This window comes from Candidatus Nitrosotenuis chungbukensis (genome assembly GCF_000685395.1).
Lineage (GTDB): Archaea > Thermoproteota > Nitrososphaeria > Nitrososphaerales > Nitrosopumilaceae > Nitrosotenuis > Nitrosotenuis chungbukensis.
This window is the reverse complement of sequence record NZ_AVSQ01000020.1, coordinates 78,919-95,255: the sequence shown is the minus strand read 5'-3', so window position 1 is coordinate 95,255 and position 16,337 is coordinate 78,919. Positions and strand designations below refer to the sequence as shown.

General features: G+C 42.9%; 17 protein-coding genes. 6 read left to right on the top strand and 11 right to left on the bottom strand.

The window, feature by feature from the left end:
- Positions 1-92: 92 nt before the first annotated feature.
- Positions 93-911 (top strand): alpha/beta fold hydrolase, encoded by an 819-nt coding sequence (locus tag NKMY2_RS08490; protein ID WP_042687065.1) that lies wholly within the window; start codon positions 93-95, stop codon positions 909-911.
- Between the two features lie 79 nt (positions 912-990).
- On the opposite strand, the gene NKMY2_RS08485 is transcribed toward NKMY2_RS08490, so the two are convergent.
- Complete coding sequence (locus NKMY2_RS08485) at positions 991-1,275, bottom strand: hypothetical protein (RefSeq protein WP_042687062.1); 285 nt, start codon at positions 1,273-1,275, stop codon at positions 991-993.
- A 162-nt stretch (positions 1,276-1,437) separates the two neighbouring features.
- Positions 1,438-2,154 (bottom strand): TIGR00266 family protein, encoded by a 717-nt coding sequence (locus tag NKMY2_RS08480; RefSeq protein WP_042687058.1) that lies wholly within the window; start codon positions 2,152-2,154, stop codon positions 1,438-1,440.
- Between the two features lie 512 nt (positions 2,155-2,666).
- Here NKMY2_RS08480 and NKMY2_RS08475 point away from each other — a divergent pair.
- Together NKMY2_RS08475 and NKMY2_RS08470 are read left to right on the top strand one after the other, a co-directional pair.
- Positions 2,667-2,993, top strand: coding sequence for a hypothetical protein (locus tag NKMY2_RS08475; RefSeq protein ID WP_157832509.1), 327 nt, complete (start codon positions 2,667-2,669; stop codon positions 2,991-2,993).
- Positions 2,994-3,154: 161 nt separating this feature from the next.
- Positions 3,155-4,243: a methyl-accepting chemotaxis protein gene (locus tag NKMY2_RS08470; RefSeq protein ID WP_052347675.1), complete on the top strand. Its 1,089-nt coding sequence runs from the start codon at positions 3,155-3,157 to the stop codon at positions 4,241-4,243.
- A gap of 268 nt (positions 4,244-4,511) precedes the next feature.
- Here the strand turns inward: NKMY2_RS08470 and NKMY2_RS10810 are convergent, their stop codons facing one another.
- Together NKMY2_RS10810 and NKMY2_RS08465 are read right to left on the bottom strand one after the other, a co-directional pair.
- A complete protein-coding gene (locus tag NKMY2_RS10810) occupies positions 4,512-4,682 on the bottom strand; it encodes a hypothetical protein (protein ID WP_157832508.1) in 171 nt (56 codons plus the stop codon).
- Between the two features lie 362 nt (positions 4,683-5,044).
- Complete coding sequence (locus tag NKMY2_RS08465; protein WP_042687053.1) at positions 5,045-5,992, bottom strand: F510_1955 family glycosylhydrolase; 948 nt, start codon at positions 5,990-5,992, stop codon at positions 5,045-5,047.
- Between the two features lie 326 nt (positions 5,993-6,318).
- Between NKMY2_RS08465 and NKMY2_RS10550 the strand changes: the two genes are divergently transcribed.
- Both NKMY2_RS10550 and NKMY2_RS08460 read left to right on the top strand, forming a co-directional pair.
- Complete coding sequence (locus NKMY2_RS10550; protein ID WP_076613416.1) at positions 6,319-6,459, top strand: YHS domain-containing protein; 141 nt, start codon at positions 6,319-6,321, stop codon at positions 6,457-6,459.
- Between the two features lie 220 nt (positions 6,460-6,679).
- Positions 6,680-7,633 carry a TerC family protein gene (locus NKMY2_RS08460; protein ID WP_042687050.1) on the top strand — a complete coding sequence of 318 codons (954 nt, stop codon included), beginning with the start codon at positions 6,680-6,682 and terminating at the stop codon, positions 7,631-7,633.
- 40 nt (positions 7,634-7,673) lie between these two features.
- On the opposite strand, the gene NKMY2_RS08455 is transcribed toward NKMY2_RS08460, so the two are convergent.
- Genes NKMY2_RS08455 through ileS form a run of 5 tightly spaced genes read right to left on the bottom strand, consistent with a single transcriptional unit; the run spans position 7,674 to position 13,515 of the window.
- Entirely contained in the window at positions 7,674-7,841 is a 168-nt protein-coding gene (locus NKMY2_RS08455) for a 50S ribosomal protein L40e (protein ID WP_042687047.1), read from the bottom strand.
- A 28-nt stretch (positions 7,842-7,869) separates the two neighbouring features.
- On the bottom strand, positions 7,870-8,793 hold the full coding sequence (gene sucD / locus NKMY2_RS08450; protein ID WP_042687044.1) for a succinate--CoA ligase subunit alpha: 924 nt from the start codon (positions 8,791-8,793) through the stop codon (positions 7,870-7,872).
- Positions 8,786-9,898, bottom strand: a complete 1,113-nt coding sequence (locus NKMY2_RS08445) for a succinate--CoA ligase subunit beta (protein WP_042687042.1) — start codon at positions 9,896-9,898, stop codon at positions 8,786-8,788. Before NKMY2_RS08445 ends, sucD begins: the two co-directional genes overlap by 8 nt.
- Positions 9,899-9,934: 36 nt before the next feature.
- A complete protein-coding gene (locus NKMY2_RS08440) occupies positions 9,935-10,264 on the bottom strand; it encodes a hypothetical protein (RefSeq protein ID WP_042687039.1) in 330 nt (109 codons plus the stop codon).
- A gap of 56 nt (positions 10,265-10,320) precedes the next feature.
- The gene (gene ileS / locus NKMY2_RS08435) at positions 10,321-13,515 is read right to left on the bottom strand and encodes an isoleucine--tRNA ligase (protein ID WP_042687036.1); all 3,195 of its coding nucleotides are present in this window, start codon (positions 13,513-13,515) and stop codon (positions 10,321-10,323) included.
- A 111-nt stretch (positions 13,516-13,626) separates the two neighbouring features.
- On the opposite strand from ileS, the gene purD reads away from it, so the two are divergent.
- Positions 13,627-14,892 carry a phosphoribosylamine--glycine ligase gene (gene purD, locus NKMY2_RS08430; protein ID WP_042687033.1) on the top strand — a complete coding sequence of 422 codons (1,266 nt, stop codon included), beginning with the start codon at positions 13,627-13,629 and terminating at the stop codon, positions 14,890-14,892.
- Here the strand turns inward: purD and NKMY2_RS08425 are convergent.
- Positions 14,878-15,441 (bottom strand): 5-formyltetrahydrofolate cyclo-ligase, encoded by a 564-nt coding sequence (locus NKMY2_RS08425; RefSeq protein ID WP_042687029.1) that lies wholly within the window; start codon positions 15,439-15,441, stop codon positions 14,878-14,880. The genes purD and NKMY2_RS08425 overlap by 15 nt on opposite strands.
- Complete coding sequence (locus NKMY2_RS08420; protein ID WP_042687027.1) at positions 15,428-16,294, bottom strand: bifunctional 5,10-methylenetetrahydrofolate dehydrogenase/5,10-methenyltetrahydrofolate cyclohydrolase; 867 nt, start codon at positions 16,292-16,294, stop codon at positions 15,428-15,430. The genes NKMY2_RS08425 and NKMY2_RS08420 overlap by 14 nt, the downstream gene beginning before the upstream one ends.
- Positions 16,295-16,337 lie beyond the last annotated feature (43 nt).

The following is a 16,337-nucleotide window of genomic DNA, read 5'->3' as shown; positions in this document are numbered from 1 at the left end:
TTGGTCACTTACAAGTATATCACATGATGGCATTAAAACTCTGCTCAAAGATAAAAGTCACATATAGTACAGGCGGGTAAGAGTGTCATACCATGCCTTATGTCAAAGTATCTGATGATACATCGCTCTATGTCGAAGATACCGGTTCTGGCAAGCCTGTCGTATTCATCCACGGTTGGCCTTTGAGTAGCAAGATGTTTGAGTACCAGTTTATGACTCTGCAAAAGAACGGTTACCGTTGCATTGGTATTGACCTGAGGGGATTTGGCAAATCTGACAAACCTTGGGGAGAATACAATTATGATATCTTTGCCTCTGATATCAAGAAGGTCTTAGACTCACTCAGCTTGAAGATGGTGACACTGGTTGGATTTTCAATGGGTGGGGCAATTGTCATGCATTATGCAGCAAAGTATCGTGGGTATGGCCTTGACAAGATGGTGCTGATGGGCGCAGCTGCTCCGTCTTGGACAAAAAGGGCTGATTTTCCGCATGGCATGGAAAAATCAAGCGTTGATGCACTCATAGCACAAGCCTACTCTGATCGGCCCAAGCTTCTCTCTGATTTTGGCAAGATTTTTTTCAGTAAGGAGGAAGGCTCTGTCAGCAAAGAAATTGCACGGTGGCTATATTCAATTAATTTAGACGCATCTCCGTATGCAACCCTGAAATGCATTGAGGAATTAAGAGACGCCGACCTTCGCAAGGACATGCAAGCAATTAATGAATTGAAAATACCTGTATCTATTTTCCATGGCGTGCAGGACAAGATTTGCTCTTTTGATTTGGCAAAAATAATGAATGATGGGATTACCGGATCCAAGTTGGTTCGATTCGAAAAAAGTGGACACGGCTTGAATATTGAAGAGATGGAAAAGACAAACGAAGAATTAATGAAGTTTATCGATTAGACCCAGAGCCAATTTGTGATAACGTGGATGTACTGCACACTAAATTAATTTAAAATAACGGTGATTGCAGCTGATGTGATTATTCACCGATTTTTTTTACAAAATCTGTGATCATCGAGTCATCAAAGCTGACTTCCTTATCTTCGACCATTGTTTTTACTTTCTGCCACTCTGCCTTGCTCATTTTTTTAGTATGTGTCAGGCCTCCTGTTACAAGCATGTTCAAAACCATGGATATGCTCCAAGACTGATCTGTTTTTTCGATTAGTCGTGCCTGAATTTTACGCACTTTTGTCTCTATTTCTTTTTCCAGAGTGATACTCTTCTTGCTTTTTGGTATCGTCATGGACTCTCTAGTTGTCATGAATTGATCAGAAAATCTCTATCTTAAAAACCCCCTCTGCCAAAATCGGAAATGACGGATTCCGTATGTTCTTACCTTGTTCTATATCAACCAAGTAACCTGATCACACGTCTTGTCATACTGCAAGTTAAATTCTGACGATTTACTGATCGAATTTTTCGATCATGTGCCGAATTTAAACCCACCAAACGATGTGCCGCTTCCCTGAGTCTCACTTGCATGTTTGATGCCAAGAAGATCAACTAGTTCTTTGAGGTTCTTTGTCTGAAAGTACACTGTAGCAGGCCCGATAATTTCAGTTACCAGTCCCTCTCCCCCAAGAATTGTACTCTTTAACCCTCCAAACTTTGTCACACTGTACTCTGAATTCTGACTTAGTGCAACAAGGTGATAATTATCAAGGGTCATCTTTTCACCGCTTGCGATCTGTTTCTCTATTATGCCGCCATATGCGTTGCAGAACACCTTGCCATTTCCTGTGACCTTTAGCATGAAAATCTCGCTGCCGAATATTCCCTTTGTGAATCCTTGCCACTTTGTATCTATGTCAACACCGGCAGTAGATGCTATGTATGCGCCTAACTGCACTATGAATCCGTTATTGCTGTCTATTGGGATTTCTATTATGTCACCTACTGGGGGACCGGTCAAACCCAACACGCAGCCATCCTCACCTGCGATATACTCATTAACAAAAAACGACTCGTTCCCTAAAAATGCGACCTTTACAGTCTTTAGAAACCCCCCTCGCATCTTTGTCTTGACCTCAATACTGCCTTTCATGAATACAAGTGCCCCTGCCTCTGCTGTTATGATCTCGCCTTTGCCCATGTGAACTTCTAGTATGCTCATTGGGTTTTTGAGAATCTGAAACTGCACAAATTGGGTAGAAAATATTTGCTAAAAAAACTAACCGTTTACAATGAAAAATGACTGAAATACCTGTTGCGTGTCATTGCCGCACGCGCGGGCCTTGAATCTGCTTTCTTTTATATTGCTCAAAAATAAGATAGCATTATGTGTCAGCATGAGAACACGAACCTCCAAAGAAGGGGCAATAGACGCCTCACTGCGGAAAGAGATGATGATCCATTTGAGACGAATTTTAAAACGTCCATGCTGTTTACAAAATCCATGAAATCGCTATCTGCTAAAGACGAATGTAGGTAGCAGTACTGTCTGTGTGTTTTTTACAAACACTAGCTAATACACACAGCATAAAGTTAACAATGCGTAGCTTGAAAAACCTTTCAAAGAATCAAGAATTAAGCAAAAACTCACTGTCTGAATTTGAAAACATCGCACACCTGTCAAATGCTGACTTGATAACGATCGATGCGTTGGATTGTGCCACTACACTATCTAACAATCCTGTGGTTGGGGGCCGAAAAATGAAAGATTTACTCGAGCAAAAGATGCTACTTGCAATAGAGCCATACGTGCTGGCAATGCTGGAAGAAAGCAAGGCAAGTAGTGATCTGCAGTATAGAAACGTTGAACAAATCAACTCCGTTTTGCAAAAAATTGCCTCCCAGATGTCTGCTCAAACGATCTGCTATTTTCGTGCAGGCAAGGCTTATCTGAGAATTAGCCATGAACTGGGAGATATTGGCAACCTGTTTTTCAAATCATTGTTTTATAATGTTCTGAAAGATTTTGGAAAAAGTTATCACTTACAGACGCAGGAAAATGCAATCTGCGCAATATGTAGAGTTTGAATCTTGGCAGTAACTGGCAAAAAACACTCAACTGCACATAGTCATAGCAATTCATTTTTTGTTATCTGCTGTCTGATGAGCCGTATTTTTTTGTTATAAAACACCATGTTTGTTTAAAGCAATCATACAAAGGATTCTAATAGAAAGTACCAAGTATACTCGTGCAAGTATCTGAAATCGCTCAAGGAAAAAAATTTACTTTAGAAGAGGTCGTGGAATTTACAGATCTTATTGCAGAAAAGCTAGACAATGCAATTGACAAGGTAGATAACATTAATCATAAGACGCACGTTCTCTCTGTCAATGCCTCGATAGAAGCTGCACGTGCAGGAACTTTTGGACGGCCGTTTGGTATAGTTGCCGCAAACATGAGCGAATTGTCTGATGAGACGATAAAAATTACTGAGAGAATGCGAAAGGACACAAAGGAAATACTGGAAGTTGGCAATCTGATAAAATCGCAATCTCGGGAGTATCGCGGAAACAGGCTATCTGATCTGGCTTTGGTAAACATTGATCTAATCGATCGTAACTTGTATGAGAGAACCGCCGATGTGAGGTGGTGGGCAACTGATGGCAGTGTAGTTGACGCGTTAACCAAAAAAACCCCCGAGGCATACGAGTCTGTATCACAACGCCTTAATGTTATATTGCAGGCTTACACCGTTTACTATGACCTTGTGTTAGCTGATACGGAAGGAAATATTGTGGCAAATGGTAATAAGGAAAAATATTCCTCGGTAAACACCAATGTGGCAGACCGAAAGTGGTTTACCAGTGCAATTAGAACAAAAACTGGCAGCGAATTCGGGTTCCAACCCGTGTATAGATCTCCGCTTGTGAATAATGAGCTTGCAATAACTTACTCGGCAGCTGTGCGAGAAAATGGTGACACCAAAGGCAAGATAATCGGAGTCCTGGGCGTGATCTTCAAATGGGAATCACTCTCTCAGACAATAATTAATCACACCCCAATAGGTGAAGATGAGAAAAATCACACAAGAATTTGCATTGTTGATAATGATGGATTGATACTGGCAGACTCGGAAGGTAAAACGCTAAAAGAAACATTGCAGTTTGACAAAAAGACAAGTCTTCTTGGAGAAAAAAAGAACTACATGTTCACCGAATATGCCGGCGTACCGTGCTGCATCGGACATGCCCTTTCTCCAGGATTTGAGAATTACTCGACAGGCTGGCATTCAGTTATAATACAAAAACTGGTCAATTCTAAAAAATCAAAACCATAGACTAGATCTGTATTTGCTGCATGTATCAATCAAAATCTTTGTGGACCATGTGGGAAAATAAACGCAGTCCACCTCTCTAAACTCCCAAACAAGTTTTCAAATATGCGCCAAATCTGGTCTAAATGCGTCACGACATAAGCGGCAAACAATATGCCTATTATGAATAGACCCAATCCCAAAAATCCAATTATTTTCATTTAGTTATCGTCTTCATTGACCTGATTTGCCATGCTGAAAGTGGGTAGGATCATGAACTGCAAAGATTGCTCTACTCGAGGCTTTTTTTGCCACGTTCGATTCCTTTCTTGATATTTTGCTTGCCCGATTCTATTCCTTTCTCGATGTTTTGCTTACCAAGTTCGACGCCTTGCTTGCCCAACTCTATTCCTCTCTCAACGTCTTTCTCGGCAGTATCTTTTAGTTTTTTTATGATTCCCATGACGTTCTATCGATATGTTGTGATATAAGTCGCGCTTACATTTTTGCCAGTTTTACTGACAGATCTGTCAACCTTCGGAGAAACAAGCGGTGTTTTATCCCGACAATGCATGCTGACACTGCAAAATATTGTGATAATGCTGAAAGAAAACGATATTCATGATCTATTTTGAGACTTAGACCCAATTTTGTGCAAAATTGGTTATTTTGGAATCTTAAACCATGCCGAATGATCTTTCTTTATCGAAGAAGTGTAAAACAGCAGCATTCATTCTGACTGCAATTTGAGCATTCTTTTGCAGATTTGTCAGATTTACATTCTGACGGAAAACAACCACAATCGGCGCAATTTATCTCAACCATTTACAACTTTTTGTTTGTCCCAATCAAATCCCAAGAACCTCCATTGTCTGAGCTTTTATAGACTTCCTGATAACCGTCAGGGACATATCCAGCAATATACAAAATCTGGTTTTGTGCATCAACTGCAACACTCATTATTGTAATCTTTTGCGTGTTAATTTTCTCCCAAGTCTTCCCGAGGTCTGCAGATTTTGAAAGACCAAACTCATCAGTTGATGAGTAAAGAATTCCATTTTCATCAAATGTAAGCGCAAATACTGGCAATTCATTGTATTGTTCAATATGCATCCAGGTGTTTGCGCCGTCACTTGACTGGTATATTCCCTTTCCAGTTGCGGCAAATATCACATTAGGATCACTTGGAGAAATCGCAAGCGCCGATATATATTCTGGAAATTGTAATGTTTGCCAGTTTTGTCCGGCATCAATAGTTTTGAACAAACCCCTCCCACTGCTGTCAAACCCAATTATCAGATTTGGATCAGACTTGCTTATGCCCATCGCATGAAAGTCTACTGGCGGATCTAAAACTGTAGCAACTTGTCGCCAAGTTTTTCCACCATCCGTGCTCTTGATTAATCCTGTATTTCCGCCAGTTGCTGGATGTCCACTTGCGTATAATGGAACATTTTGAGCATACGGGGCATTAAACGCCATGTAATCGGCCCGTTGCTCATCTACCTTTACTGGTGGGTCGCCGTTTACGCTCTGATAAAAATCACCATGTGTTGCAATGTATAGTACGTTTCTGTCTTGAGGATCAATCCCAAGACCGTGTATGTGTCTCCAAAATACTGTTCTTGAATTGCTATGTGGATTGTCAGGATTTTGGACTGCAAAATTTGCCAAAATAGTCGCAGCTCCAATTCCAATTGTTATTGCAGCTGCAATAATGATGACGAAGAGTCTTGTCTTCTTCGAGTCCTCTGGTTTTGATTTATTTTTCATAAAACAACTATCGTTCACTTGAAATTATTGGATATATGAAATGATACCTTTACAATTGTAAAACATGTTTCTGAATTATTCTTTATGCTCAAAACATAGAATCGCGTTACAATCATTGCAATAAATTGTATCTTTTTCTATTTTGATGTTAGTTGATCCGCCTCTAGTACAAATTTTAATGTTGTCTACTCGGCAATGCTTCATCGGATCAATGATTTGTTCGTGTTTACTATCCGCTAGGATGATGTGTTTTTGATTTATTTAATGACTGTACTTTATAATTGTAAAGATCGGTTCTTAAATTTGAGTATTTGTCACACCATAACATGCCGATTGATCCTGTTTGTGGAATGGAAGTGGAGGAAATATCAAAGGTAAAATCAAGATTCAATGGGCAGGATTTCTATTTTTGCTGCCCGCATTGTAAATCGAAATTTGAGAGTGATCCTGCACAATTTACTACCTGAGTTTTCTATTTTCCTACACGAACAAATCAGCTGGTATCAAATCCTGGCTGCTGGGATTGTGATATTTGGGGTTTATCTGATGAACAGAAAAGAGTCTGCGATTAATCCCGTTTGAATTTGATTTCACACATCCGCGAACTCATTATTCATATATTGCCAAAAATACGCACGGGTTCACTGCAATGTATATTATGCCTAATTCATGTTTCTGAATTAAAGCATGAACGACGTTTACTTGTTGTGGGTAATATTCTCACTGTTTGTCGGCGTTTCGCTCGCAGTTGATCTTGGGGTGTTTTCAAAGCTACGAAGAAAAAAACAAGAACCACAGCACAAAGATCAGGCACCGCCGATCAAGACTGCTCTGATGTGGACAATAGTCTGGATTTCGCTAGCTGGAATCTTTGCCGGCATAATCTATTTTGACATGGGTCCTGAGAAACTAACCGAGTTCGTTACCGGGTACGCCCTTGAAAAGTCACTGAGTGTGGATAACATGTTTGTATTTTTATTGATATTTTCATCACTTAACATTCCTCACAAGTTCCAGCACAAGGTTCTGTCAATGGGAATACTTGGCGCCATTGCAATGAGGGTTCCGCTAATCCTAGTCGGCGTGACACTCCTTGAGAAATTCCACTGGATGATCTATCTTTTTGGAGGATTTCTGATTTTGACTGCAATAAGGATGCTGCTTCAAAGAAAGGAAAAGAAAATCGAAATTGAGAAAAACATTGCAATCCGCGTGCTCAAAAAGTTCATGCCTGTCGACTTTGAGCTAAATGACACAAAGTTTTTTGTCAGAAAAAACGGCATACTGTATGCCACCACGCTGATTGTCGCACTGGTAATAATAGAATTTACGGACCTGCTGTTTGCACTTGACTCCATCCCAGCTGTCTTGGCGATAACCACTGATCCGTTCATAGTTATCACATCTAACATATTTGCAATTTTGGGTCTCCGTAGTCTGTACTTCCTGCTTGCCGGCGTGATGGAAAAATTCTACTATCTAAAGCCCGGACTTATCGCGATTCTGATGTTTATTGGAGTCAAAATGATGGTGTCTGAGATAATTGAAATCCCAACTCCTGTGTCCCTGGGTGTGGTGCTTGGAATACTTGGATTCGTACTTGCCTTGTCGTTTGTTAGGGCAAGAAAGCACCCTGCATGATTTGAGATTCTGTAAAGTAAAATGTGAAAAGCACTAGCTTTTACTTTTTGGCGCCTAGCGTTCTGTTCTTTAGTCTAAGATAGCTTCCGTGGCACTTGCGACATCTTGATGCAGCCATGGAGTTTCTGACGCCACAGTTAAGACAAACCTTCATGTGGAGACGTGCTGCTTGAGCAATTCTTTTCTTTTCTGGGTCTGTGATTGGCATCTTTCTTAAATCTCCTTTTTTGTCCTTTTTAGTCTTTGGTTTTTTCCAATTTGCCTGCCAGCAATATGGCTACCTCGTTTGGTCTTTTGGCAACTGGGATGTTTGCCATGTTAAACATGGAAATCTTTGATTCTGCAGAGCCGTAGTTGCCCATGACTATTGCGCCTGCGTGCCCCATTCTCTTTTCTTTTGGGGCGCGCCTTCCTGCGATGTATGCCACGATTGGTTTTTTGAATTTAATGTCCATGATGTGCTGTGCAACGATTTCTTCGGCATCTCCTCCTATTTCGCCGACTATTACCATTCCTTCTATGGTAGGATCATCTTTTACCATGTCAAATGCGTCAATTAGCCTTGTGCCGTTCACTGGGTCTCCGCCTATTCCAATTGTGATGCTCTGTCCAAATCCTGCCTTTGTCAGGGTGTTTGAAATCTCATAGAGCAGAGTGCCGCTTTTTGATAGGACTACGATGTTTCCTGGCTTGAATGGGCTTGCAGGCATTATCCCGATTTTTACAAGTCCCGGTATCATTACTCCCGGTGTGTTTGGGCCAATTATTATTGCGTCTTTTTTCTTTGCCAGCTCGATTACCTGCATCGTGTCCCTGATTGGAACGTGTTCTGGTATTGCAACGAGAAGCTTTATTCCTGCCTCCAGTGCCTCAGTTGCCGCGCCCAAAAAGAACTTTGCTGGAACGAAAACGATTGAAACTTTGGAATTTGTCGCATCGACTGCGTCCTTTACCGTGTTGTATATTGGAACCTTGCCTTCGAACTTTTGCCCTCCCTTTCCAGGTGTCACACCGGCGGCAATGTTCGTGCCGTAGTCTAGCATCTGTTTTGCGTGCAGTGAGCCAAAGGTGCCAGTTATTCCTTGGACTATTACTGGAACTTTTTGATAATTCCCAGAAGAGTCCTTTTGGCCTCTTAGAAGTTCGTAAATGTCAGCCACGCTTGTTTACCTCCATCACCACTCCGTTTATCGCGTCCTCGACAGAGTCAAACATCTTCGTCCTTGTGTTTTTGAGCATCTCTTTTGATTTCTCAGATTCGGAGCCCATCAGTCTTGCGTAAACTGGCAAGTCAATTAGCTTATCGTCATACGCTTTGATAAATGCCGCAGCGACAGTTGTCGTCTTTACTATTCCTCCATACAGGTTGACCAAAATTGCTTTTACTTTTTTCATTTTTGAAACTAGTGTGAGGGCCTCATACACTGATTCAGTGGTGGCACCCCCTCCTACGTCAAGAAAGCATGCTGGCTTGCCGCCGTTGTCTGCAAGCATGTCAAGTGTTGACATGACAAGACCTGCGCCGTTGCCTACCACTGCTATGTTTCCGTCAAGCTCTACTAGTGTAAATCCGCTTTTTTCCGCTCTCTCCTCAAGCTCTGTCTTCTCTTGGTATTTGTCCATCTCTGGATGTCTAAAGTTTGCATTGTCATCTGTAACCACTTTGCCGTCAAGTGCAAGAAGTGATCCGTCCTTTAGAAGCGCAACTGGATTAATCTCTGCAAGCTCTGCTTCCTTTTCAACTGTGATTTTTGCAAGTCTTTGCAGCATGTCTACAAAATCCGGAATCGTTTTTCCCTGCAGCCCTATTTGTTTTGCAATCTCTTCTGCAGTTTGGGCGTCTACATCGCCTAGTCCTACCTCGCGTATGACTTGGTTTTTTACAGATTCGATTTCGACTCCTCCCTCAGACGACGCAATAACTGTGTAGCATCTCTTGCTGCGATTCAAAAATAATGACAAGTACAACTCTTTTTCATATTCTGCCATCTTCTCAAGTAAAATGGCCCTTGTTTTTTCGCCCTTGATTGACATGTCTAGGAGCTGAGGATATTTGATCTCAAACTCGTCGTCATTGTGGCACTTTTGTATGCCGCCTGCTTTTCCCCTTCCTCCGACTGGAACTTGGACCTTGATTACAAATGGGTAGCCTAACTGCTTTGCATCGTTTCTTGCCTGCTCTATGTTTTTTGAGGATATTCCCTTTGGGGTTTTGATGCCGTACTGCGCAAAAAGCTCCTTTGCCTGATACTCCAAAAGACGCATGCAGAAAATTTTTTTACGGTCTTTATAATCTGTATGTTAATTTATCTGGCCCTCAAGAAGCTCAATTGTCTGCAAGAATAGATCCTTGCTTTTTCGCAAAAGCCTCTGCGGGAATTCGTCTATGGTAAATATGAACTGCTGTCTAAATGTGGGCGGAAGGACGCCGCCTGATATGACTAGCTGCTCAACTACGTACTTTTCTGTAAGCGAGCAAACAATTTCCTCATATGCGTCCTCTTCTTCCTCAAGCATCTGCCTGTACAAAATGATGGGATTTCCAGTCTTTGTAACTATTGCAGATGCTTTTTTTAACAGATCCTCTAGGTGCTGCGTCTGCCACGCATCTAGGCTGATCTGCTTTACCATATCATATAATGGCGTTTTTGATATTTAATCCCCCTGATTTGCTAAAAGTGAGCTTCTTACTCTACTGAGATTCGAATTTTTTGACCATCGATGTCGTCGTCTTTGTAGTTCTTGCCGACTCCTGCAAAGTCGATCTGTTTTACTCTGACTAAAAATGCGAGATCTGATGATTTTTCTTTTGCCATTTCAAGCGACTCTTCGTCTAGATCAAGTATTGACGCTGTCTGCAAAATGTCTGTCGGGTTGTATCCTCTTTCCTTTCGCAGCGTTTGCAATCTTCTTGCCAAGTCCTTTACCAACCCCCTTGACATCATCTCCCTGTTTCGTATGGTCGAAATAAAGACAACAAGGCCGTCCCTTTTTGAAAACGCAAAACCGTCCTGCGCATCAAAATCAACTACAAAGTCTTCTCTGTCTAGTGTTATCTTGGCAGGCCCGACATCAAACGTGTAGGCCCCATTTGCTAGCAATTCAGACGCAATGTCTTCCTGCCTTGTTTCTGAAAACTTGGAAAGTAGCAGTGCCATGTGCTGTTTTGCCTTTGGGCCTATCTTTTTTCTGTCCATTTCTATGGCTGGCCTTGCTGGGATGCCTGCTTTTTGCATCTCATCGAGTAATTCGAGGCCTTCTTTGCTTTCAATCTCGACAACTTTGAATTTTTCAACGTTTAGCTGTGATAGGAGGAGATCCGAGAGTGTTTCAATTTTGGGCTTTTCTGACTTTTTGACGCAAATTATGGCCTCGTTTAGCGGCCATCTTCGCTTTAGTTTGGCCTTCATCCTGGCCGCTGCAGAAACTGACACTGACTCTTTCATCAGATCAAATGATTCCTCGATTGGCTCGTTGATCAGTCCCTGCTGGTGCTGAGGCCACTTGTCAAGCAGGATGCTGTTTTTGCCAAATGTCGCAAGATACAGGTATTCACTGGTATAGGGGCAAAGCGGGTGTATGAGGATGTCAAGTGTCTTGAGTATTTCGTGCAACACTGCATAAATTGCAAACCTTCTTTCGTTTGCGCCGTCTTCCTCCCAGAGCTCAGCTTTTGTGATTGGTATGTAAATCTGGCTTAGGGAATTTATGACAAAGTCTTCTATTGCCTTTGCTGACTCGTGGAACTTGCACTTGTCGTTGTTCTCCCCAACCTGCACGATGAGTTTTTGCAATTTGGATAGTAGCCAAATGTCTGGGGGCTGGAGCAGTCCCTTGTTTTGAACCGACTGGATGGGGGTGGCATCACTGTCGAACTTGTCGTACTCGCTGTTTTGTTTGAAATACAGGTGAATGTGATACAGCGTGTTTAGGATCTGGTATGGTCTTGACATCATCTCGTCCGTGCTAAAGTTGAGCGGTTCAATCGGGCTTGACTTCCACATGAAATAAAATCTGATCAAATCCACCGGATACTTTGTAAGCATCTCTTCTGCGTCCATGACGTTTCCAAGGCTCTTGCTCATCTTGTTGCCGTTTTTGTCAAGAACATGGCCCTGAAACAGGAACGACTTGAACGGCGCAATCGGCTTGTTGTTCAAAATGACATTTTCGATCAAAAGAGTGTATGCCCATCCGCGAGTCTGGTCTATGCCTTCTGTAAGAAATGGCGCCGGTATTCCTGATGCGTATTCTTCGTCTGTCAGGGACGAGTATGGTGCAGAGCCGCTGTTGTGCCAAGTGTCCAAAACAAATTTTTCTCTTTCCATGTTTGCGCTGCATTTTTTGCACCTGATCACTACCTTGTCAATCCATGGCCTGTGAAGCTCAAAGTTTGGCCCGTCTGGCAGCTCTACTGCAGAATCGACTATCTCTTTTCTTGAAAAAAGTCTCTCGATGTGGCCACATTTTTTGCAGTTCCATATTGGCAGTGGGCAGCCCCAAAACCTTTCACGGGAAATGCACCACGGGTGTTTTTCCTTTATTATGCCTAAAAATCGGTTCTTTGGCTGCTCAAAAAAATACTCTACGTTTTCTGCTGCCTGTATTGCCTTGTCCCCAAGTCTGTCTAGCATGTAGAAGAATTCTCTTCTTGCAATCCAGACAATTGGGTGGTGCGACCTCCAGCAAAGCGGATACTTGTGCTTGATTTTGCCAATTCTGACAAGCGCTCCCGCATCCCGAACGTCGTCTACGATTATCCTGTCCGCATCGCGAACAAAAAGGCCTGCATACTTTCCCGCATCCTCTGTAAACTTTACTTCGTCGTTGATTGGATTGAAAATTGGAGCGTTTCTCTTTCTGGCAATCTCGTAGTCCTCCTCTCCGTTTGCAGGAGATAGGTGCACAAGCCCGCTTCCCGTGTTTGCATCTACAAACGACTCTGCAACTGCAACATGAATTGTGGGGTCATTTGCCAAATCCTTTAGCTTTGGGATCATGCCTAGTAGTGGATGCGTGTATTTCTTCCCCTCAAATGTGGAGCCCTTGAGCGTTTTTGTTATCTCGTAATTTTCAATTTTTACCTCCTTCATGAACTCGTCTAGCCTCTTTTCGCCGACAACCCAAGTTTCGTTTTCCACTTTGACATAATGGTAGTTTTCTTCCGGATTCAGGCCGACCATTGCGTCTGTTACTAATGTAAACGGCATTGTAGTCCATACAATTAGGAATGCATCCTCTGATTCCATCTTGACCTTGTAGTATAATGATGGGTCTTGCACCATGTCGTATCCTTGGTTTACCTCCGCATGGCTAAGCGATGTCTGGCAGCTTGGGCAGTATGCGACAACCCTGTATCCCTCGGTTAGAATTCCAGTCTCGTGTGCTTTTTTTAGAAATTGCCACTCTCGCTCGATGAATCCGTCCTTGTAAGTCCAGTATGCTTTTTCCTGATTAAATGACATGCCGAGCAGCTGGTCAACTCTGATCCATTTTTCATTATACTTGTGAACTAGGCGCTTGCACTCCTCAACTAGCCTTTCAATTCCAAATGATTTTAGAATCTCCGTCTTTCCGCCGGTAATTCCAAGCTCCTTTTCTGCCTGCAATTCCACTGGAAGCCCCTGCGTGTCCCAGCCTGCATTGAAGATGACCTTGTGCCCCTTTAGGGTCATGTATCTGTACCAAAAGTCCTTCATTACCCGTCCCCGCAGGTGTCCTGCATGCGGGATGCCGTTCATTGTGGGCGGGCCCTCGATGAAAATTATTTTTGACTTTTTCTCGTCTGACTCTGAAATAATTTTCTGAAGGCCAATCTTGGCGTAGTGAGACCTGATCTCCTCCTCGATATTTTTTGAATCAAATTCTTTTGCTAAGTGCAATATCACTCTGGTATCTGATCTGATTTTATAAAGCTAGATTAGATGCCGCTTGTTCTTAGGTGATTGCTAATCTAAATTTGGAATATATACGAGGCTCCAAAAGTCCACGTGTTGGTTGACGTTTTAGTTGTTGGCTCTGGCGGACGTGAACACGCGATTGGGTGGAAATTGTCCAAATCGACAAAAGTGGGCCAGATATTTTTTGCGCCTGGTAACGGCGGAACCAAAAACAACGTCCCGATCCAAGTAGACGAACTTGACAAACTGGCAGACTTTGCTGCAAAAAACAACTGCTTTACCGTAGTTGGCCCCGAAGTTCCGCTTGCCATGGGGATTGTAGACAAGTTTAACGAAAGAAATCTCCCAATTTTTGGCCCGACAAAAAATGCAGCACAGATTGAGTCAAGCAAAATTTGGGCAAAAACATTCATGAAACGGAACAACATTCCGACTGCCGCCTTTGATGTCTTCGATGATCCTGCGTCCGCAAAAGAATACGTCAAATCAAAAGACTATGATGTGGTAATAAAGGCAGATGGGCTTGCCGCAGGAAAGGGAGTCATCGTATGCAACGGCAAGCAAGAAGCCTTTGACGCAATAGATTTGATTTTGGTAAAGCAGTCGTTTGGGAACGCGGGAAAAAGAATAATCGTGGAGGAAAAAATAGACGGCGTTGAAGCGTCATACATTGCACTCTCTGACGGAAACATCGCGATTCCGATGGCGACAAGTCAGGACCACAAAAGAATATTTGATGATGACAAGGGTCCAAACACCGGCGGAATGGGGGCGTATTCTCCAACCGGCGTAATCGATGATAAACTAGCTGAAAAAATACAAAAAGACATCATCGACAAAACAATCGAGTCCCTAAAGTCTGAGGGAATAACTTTCAAGGGATTTCTTTATGCGGGAATAATGCTAAAAGATGGCAGTCCGTACGTGCTGGAATACAATGCAAGGATGGGGGATCCTGAATGCCAACCAATACTGGTTCGCATGGACTCTGATCTGCTTGAATACCTCAAGGCAAGCTCTGATGGAACACTTGCAAAACTGCCTGCAATCTCCTGGAAAAAGCAAAGTGCCGTCTGCATAGTCTTGGCATCAAAGGGTTACCCTGAATCATATCAGAAAAATGACGAGATTGCTGGATTGGACTCTGTCGATGAAAAGTACGCCGTCGTGTTTCATGCAGGGACAAAACTTGAAAACAACAAAGTTCTCACAAGCGGCGGCCGTGTTTTGGGCGTAACTGCGCTTGGGGATTCGCTACAAAGCGCAATCGAAAACGCGTATTCTGCCGCAGGCAAAATATCTTGGAAAAACAAGTATTGCAGAATGGATATTGGAAAAAAAGGCCTACTTTACCTGTGATGTTCTTATCACTTCGTCTTCGGTGACAACCCATTGTATTGCGACGTCGCCGTCTGATTTTGGTATGTTCCTGACAACCAGTTTTGAATACTCTAACGCTATTGTGACTATCTTGTGCTTTGACAAAAACCTGTCATAGTATCCCATGCCGTAGCCCAGTCTCTGACCCGTTCTCATCATTGCAACTGCCGGAACCAGAATGATGTCAAAGTCATCAACTATGGGGCAGTTTTTCCTTGGCTCCATTATCCCGAACTCTCCTTTTTGAAGTTCCTCAAAGTTCTTGACGGCGCAAAAAACCAGATCGTCGTCTACGACTCTTGGGAGCGCGACAGTTCTTCCCTCGCTTATCATCTGCTGTATTATGTCAAGCGTCTTGACCTCGCTCCCAATGGAATAGTAGCAGGCGACTTTTTCTGCGTTCCTAAACGCCTCTATTTTTTTGAGGTTTCTTTGGATTTGCTTGCTTGCTATTGTCATAAAGTCATGCGATAACCCGTCGCGCTTTTCAAGCAAATGGCTGCGCAGCCTTGGCTTATCTTCTGACAATGCTCTCACTTAGCGAAGCCGCGGTAACCGTGTTTTTTAAAAGCATTGCAATTGTCATCGGCCCGACGCCTCCAGGTACCGGTGATGCAAATGACGCCTTTTGTATTATTTTGTCAAAATCGCAATCCCCGACTAGTTTTTCGTCATGACGCGTTGTCGCAACGTCTATCACTATGGCGCCGTCGCGTATCATTTCTGGAGTCAATGTAAACCTCGTTCTGTCTCCAACCCCCGTTATTATAATGTCCGAATCATGGCAAATTTTCTGAAGATTCTTTGTTTTGGAGTGACAAGTGGTGACAGTTGCGTTTCGCTGCAGCAGCAGGTGGTACAGTGGCTTTCCAAGCAGGTTGCTCCTATTTATCACGGCCACGTTTTTTCCTTCCAGGTCTATTTTGTAGTAATCAAATAATTCGATTATTCCTGATGGCGTACATGCCTTTAGAATTGCTTTTCCCAAAGACAGCAGACCAACATTGTACGGTGTTAGGCCATCAACATCCTTGATTGGTGAAATTCTTGAAGTGGTCTCGAACTCTCCTAATTGCTTTGGGAGCGGAAGCTGAACCAGTATTCCGTGGACGGACTCGTCTGAATTTAGGGTGCTGAGCAGCTCATTCATTTCCTCTTGCGATGTGGTTGCTGGCAGCTTGTGGTCTTTGGTCAGAATGCCAACATCAGCGCATGCCTTGTGCTTGTTCTTCACATATGTGGCAGATGCCTGATTGTCCCCGACTAGTACTGTGGCAAGGCATGGCTTGACTCCCTGCGATTTTAGCTCAGAGACTGCGTTTCTTACCACTTCTTTGACTGATGACGCCACTAGGACTCCGTCAATTTTTGTTCCAACCATTGTGGGTTCTTTGGGCTGATTGTATTTATTTTAATCAAGCTGA

Coding starts and splice junctions, on each gene's coding strand:
- NKMY2_RS08490 (WP_042687065.1), top strand. CDS start 93: ATGCCTTATGTCAAAGTATCTGATGATACATCGCTCTATGTCGAAGAT.
- NKMY2_RS08485 (WP_042687062.1), bottom strand. CDS start 1,275: ATGACAACTAGAGAGTCCATGACGATACCAAAAAGCAAGAAGAGTATC.
- NKMY2_RS08475 (WP_157832509.1), top strand. CDS start 2,667: ATGAAAGATTTACTCGAGCAAAAGATGCTACTTGCAATAGAGCCATAC.
- NKMY2_RS10810 (WP_157832508.1), bottom strand. CDS start 4,682: ATGGGAATCATAAAAAAACTAAAAGATACTGCCGAGAAAGACGTTGAG.
- NKMY2_RS08465 (WP_042687053.1), bottom strand. CDS start 5,992: ATGAAAAATAAATCAAAACCAGAGGACTCGAAGAAGACAAGACTCTTC.
- NKMY2_RS10550 (WP_076613416.1), top strand. CDS start 6,319: ATGCCGATTGATCCTGTTTGTGGAATGGAAGTGGAGGAAATATCAAAG.
- NKMY2_RS08460 (WP_042687050.1), top strand. CDS start 6,680: ATGAACGACGTTTACTTGTTGTGGGTAATATTCTCACTGTTTGTCGGC.
- NKMY2_RS08455 (WP_042687047.1), bottom strand. CDS start 7,841: ATGCCAATCACAGACCCAGAAAAGAAAAGAATTGCTCAAGCAGCACGT.
- NKMY2_RS08445 (WP_042687042.1), bottom strand. CDS start 9,898: ATGCGTCTTTTGGAGTATCAGGCAAAGGAGCTTTTTGCGCAGTACGGC.
- NKMY2_RS08440 (WP_042687039.1), bottom strand. CDS start 10,264: ATGGTAAAGCAGATCAGCCTAGATGCGTGGCAGACGCAGCACCTAGAG.
- NKMY2_RS08420 (WP_042687027.1), bottom strand. CDS start 16,294: ATGGTTGGAACAAAAATTGACGGAGTCCTAGTGGCGTCATCAGTCAAA.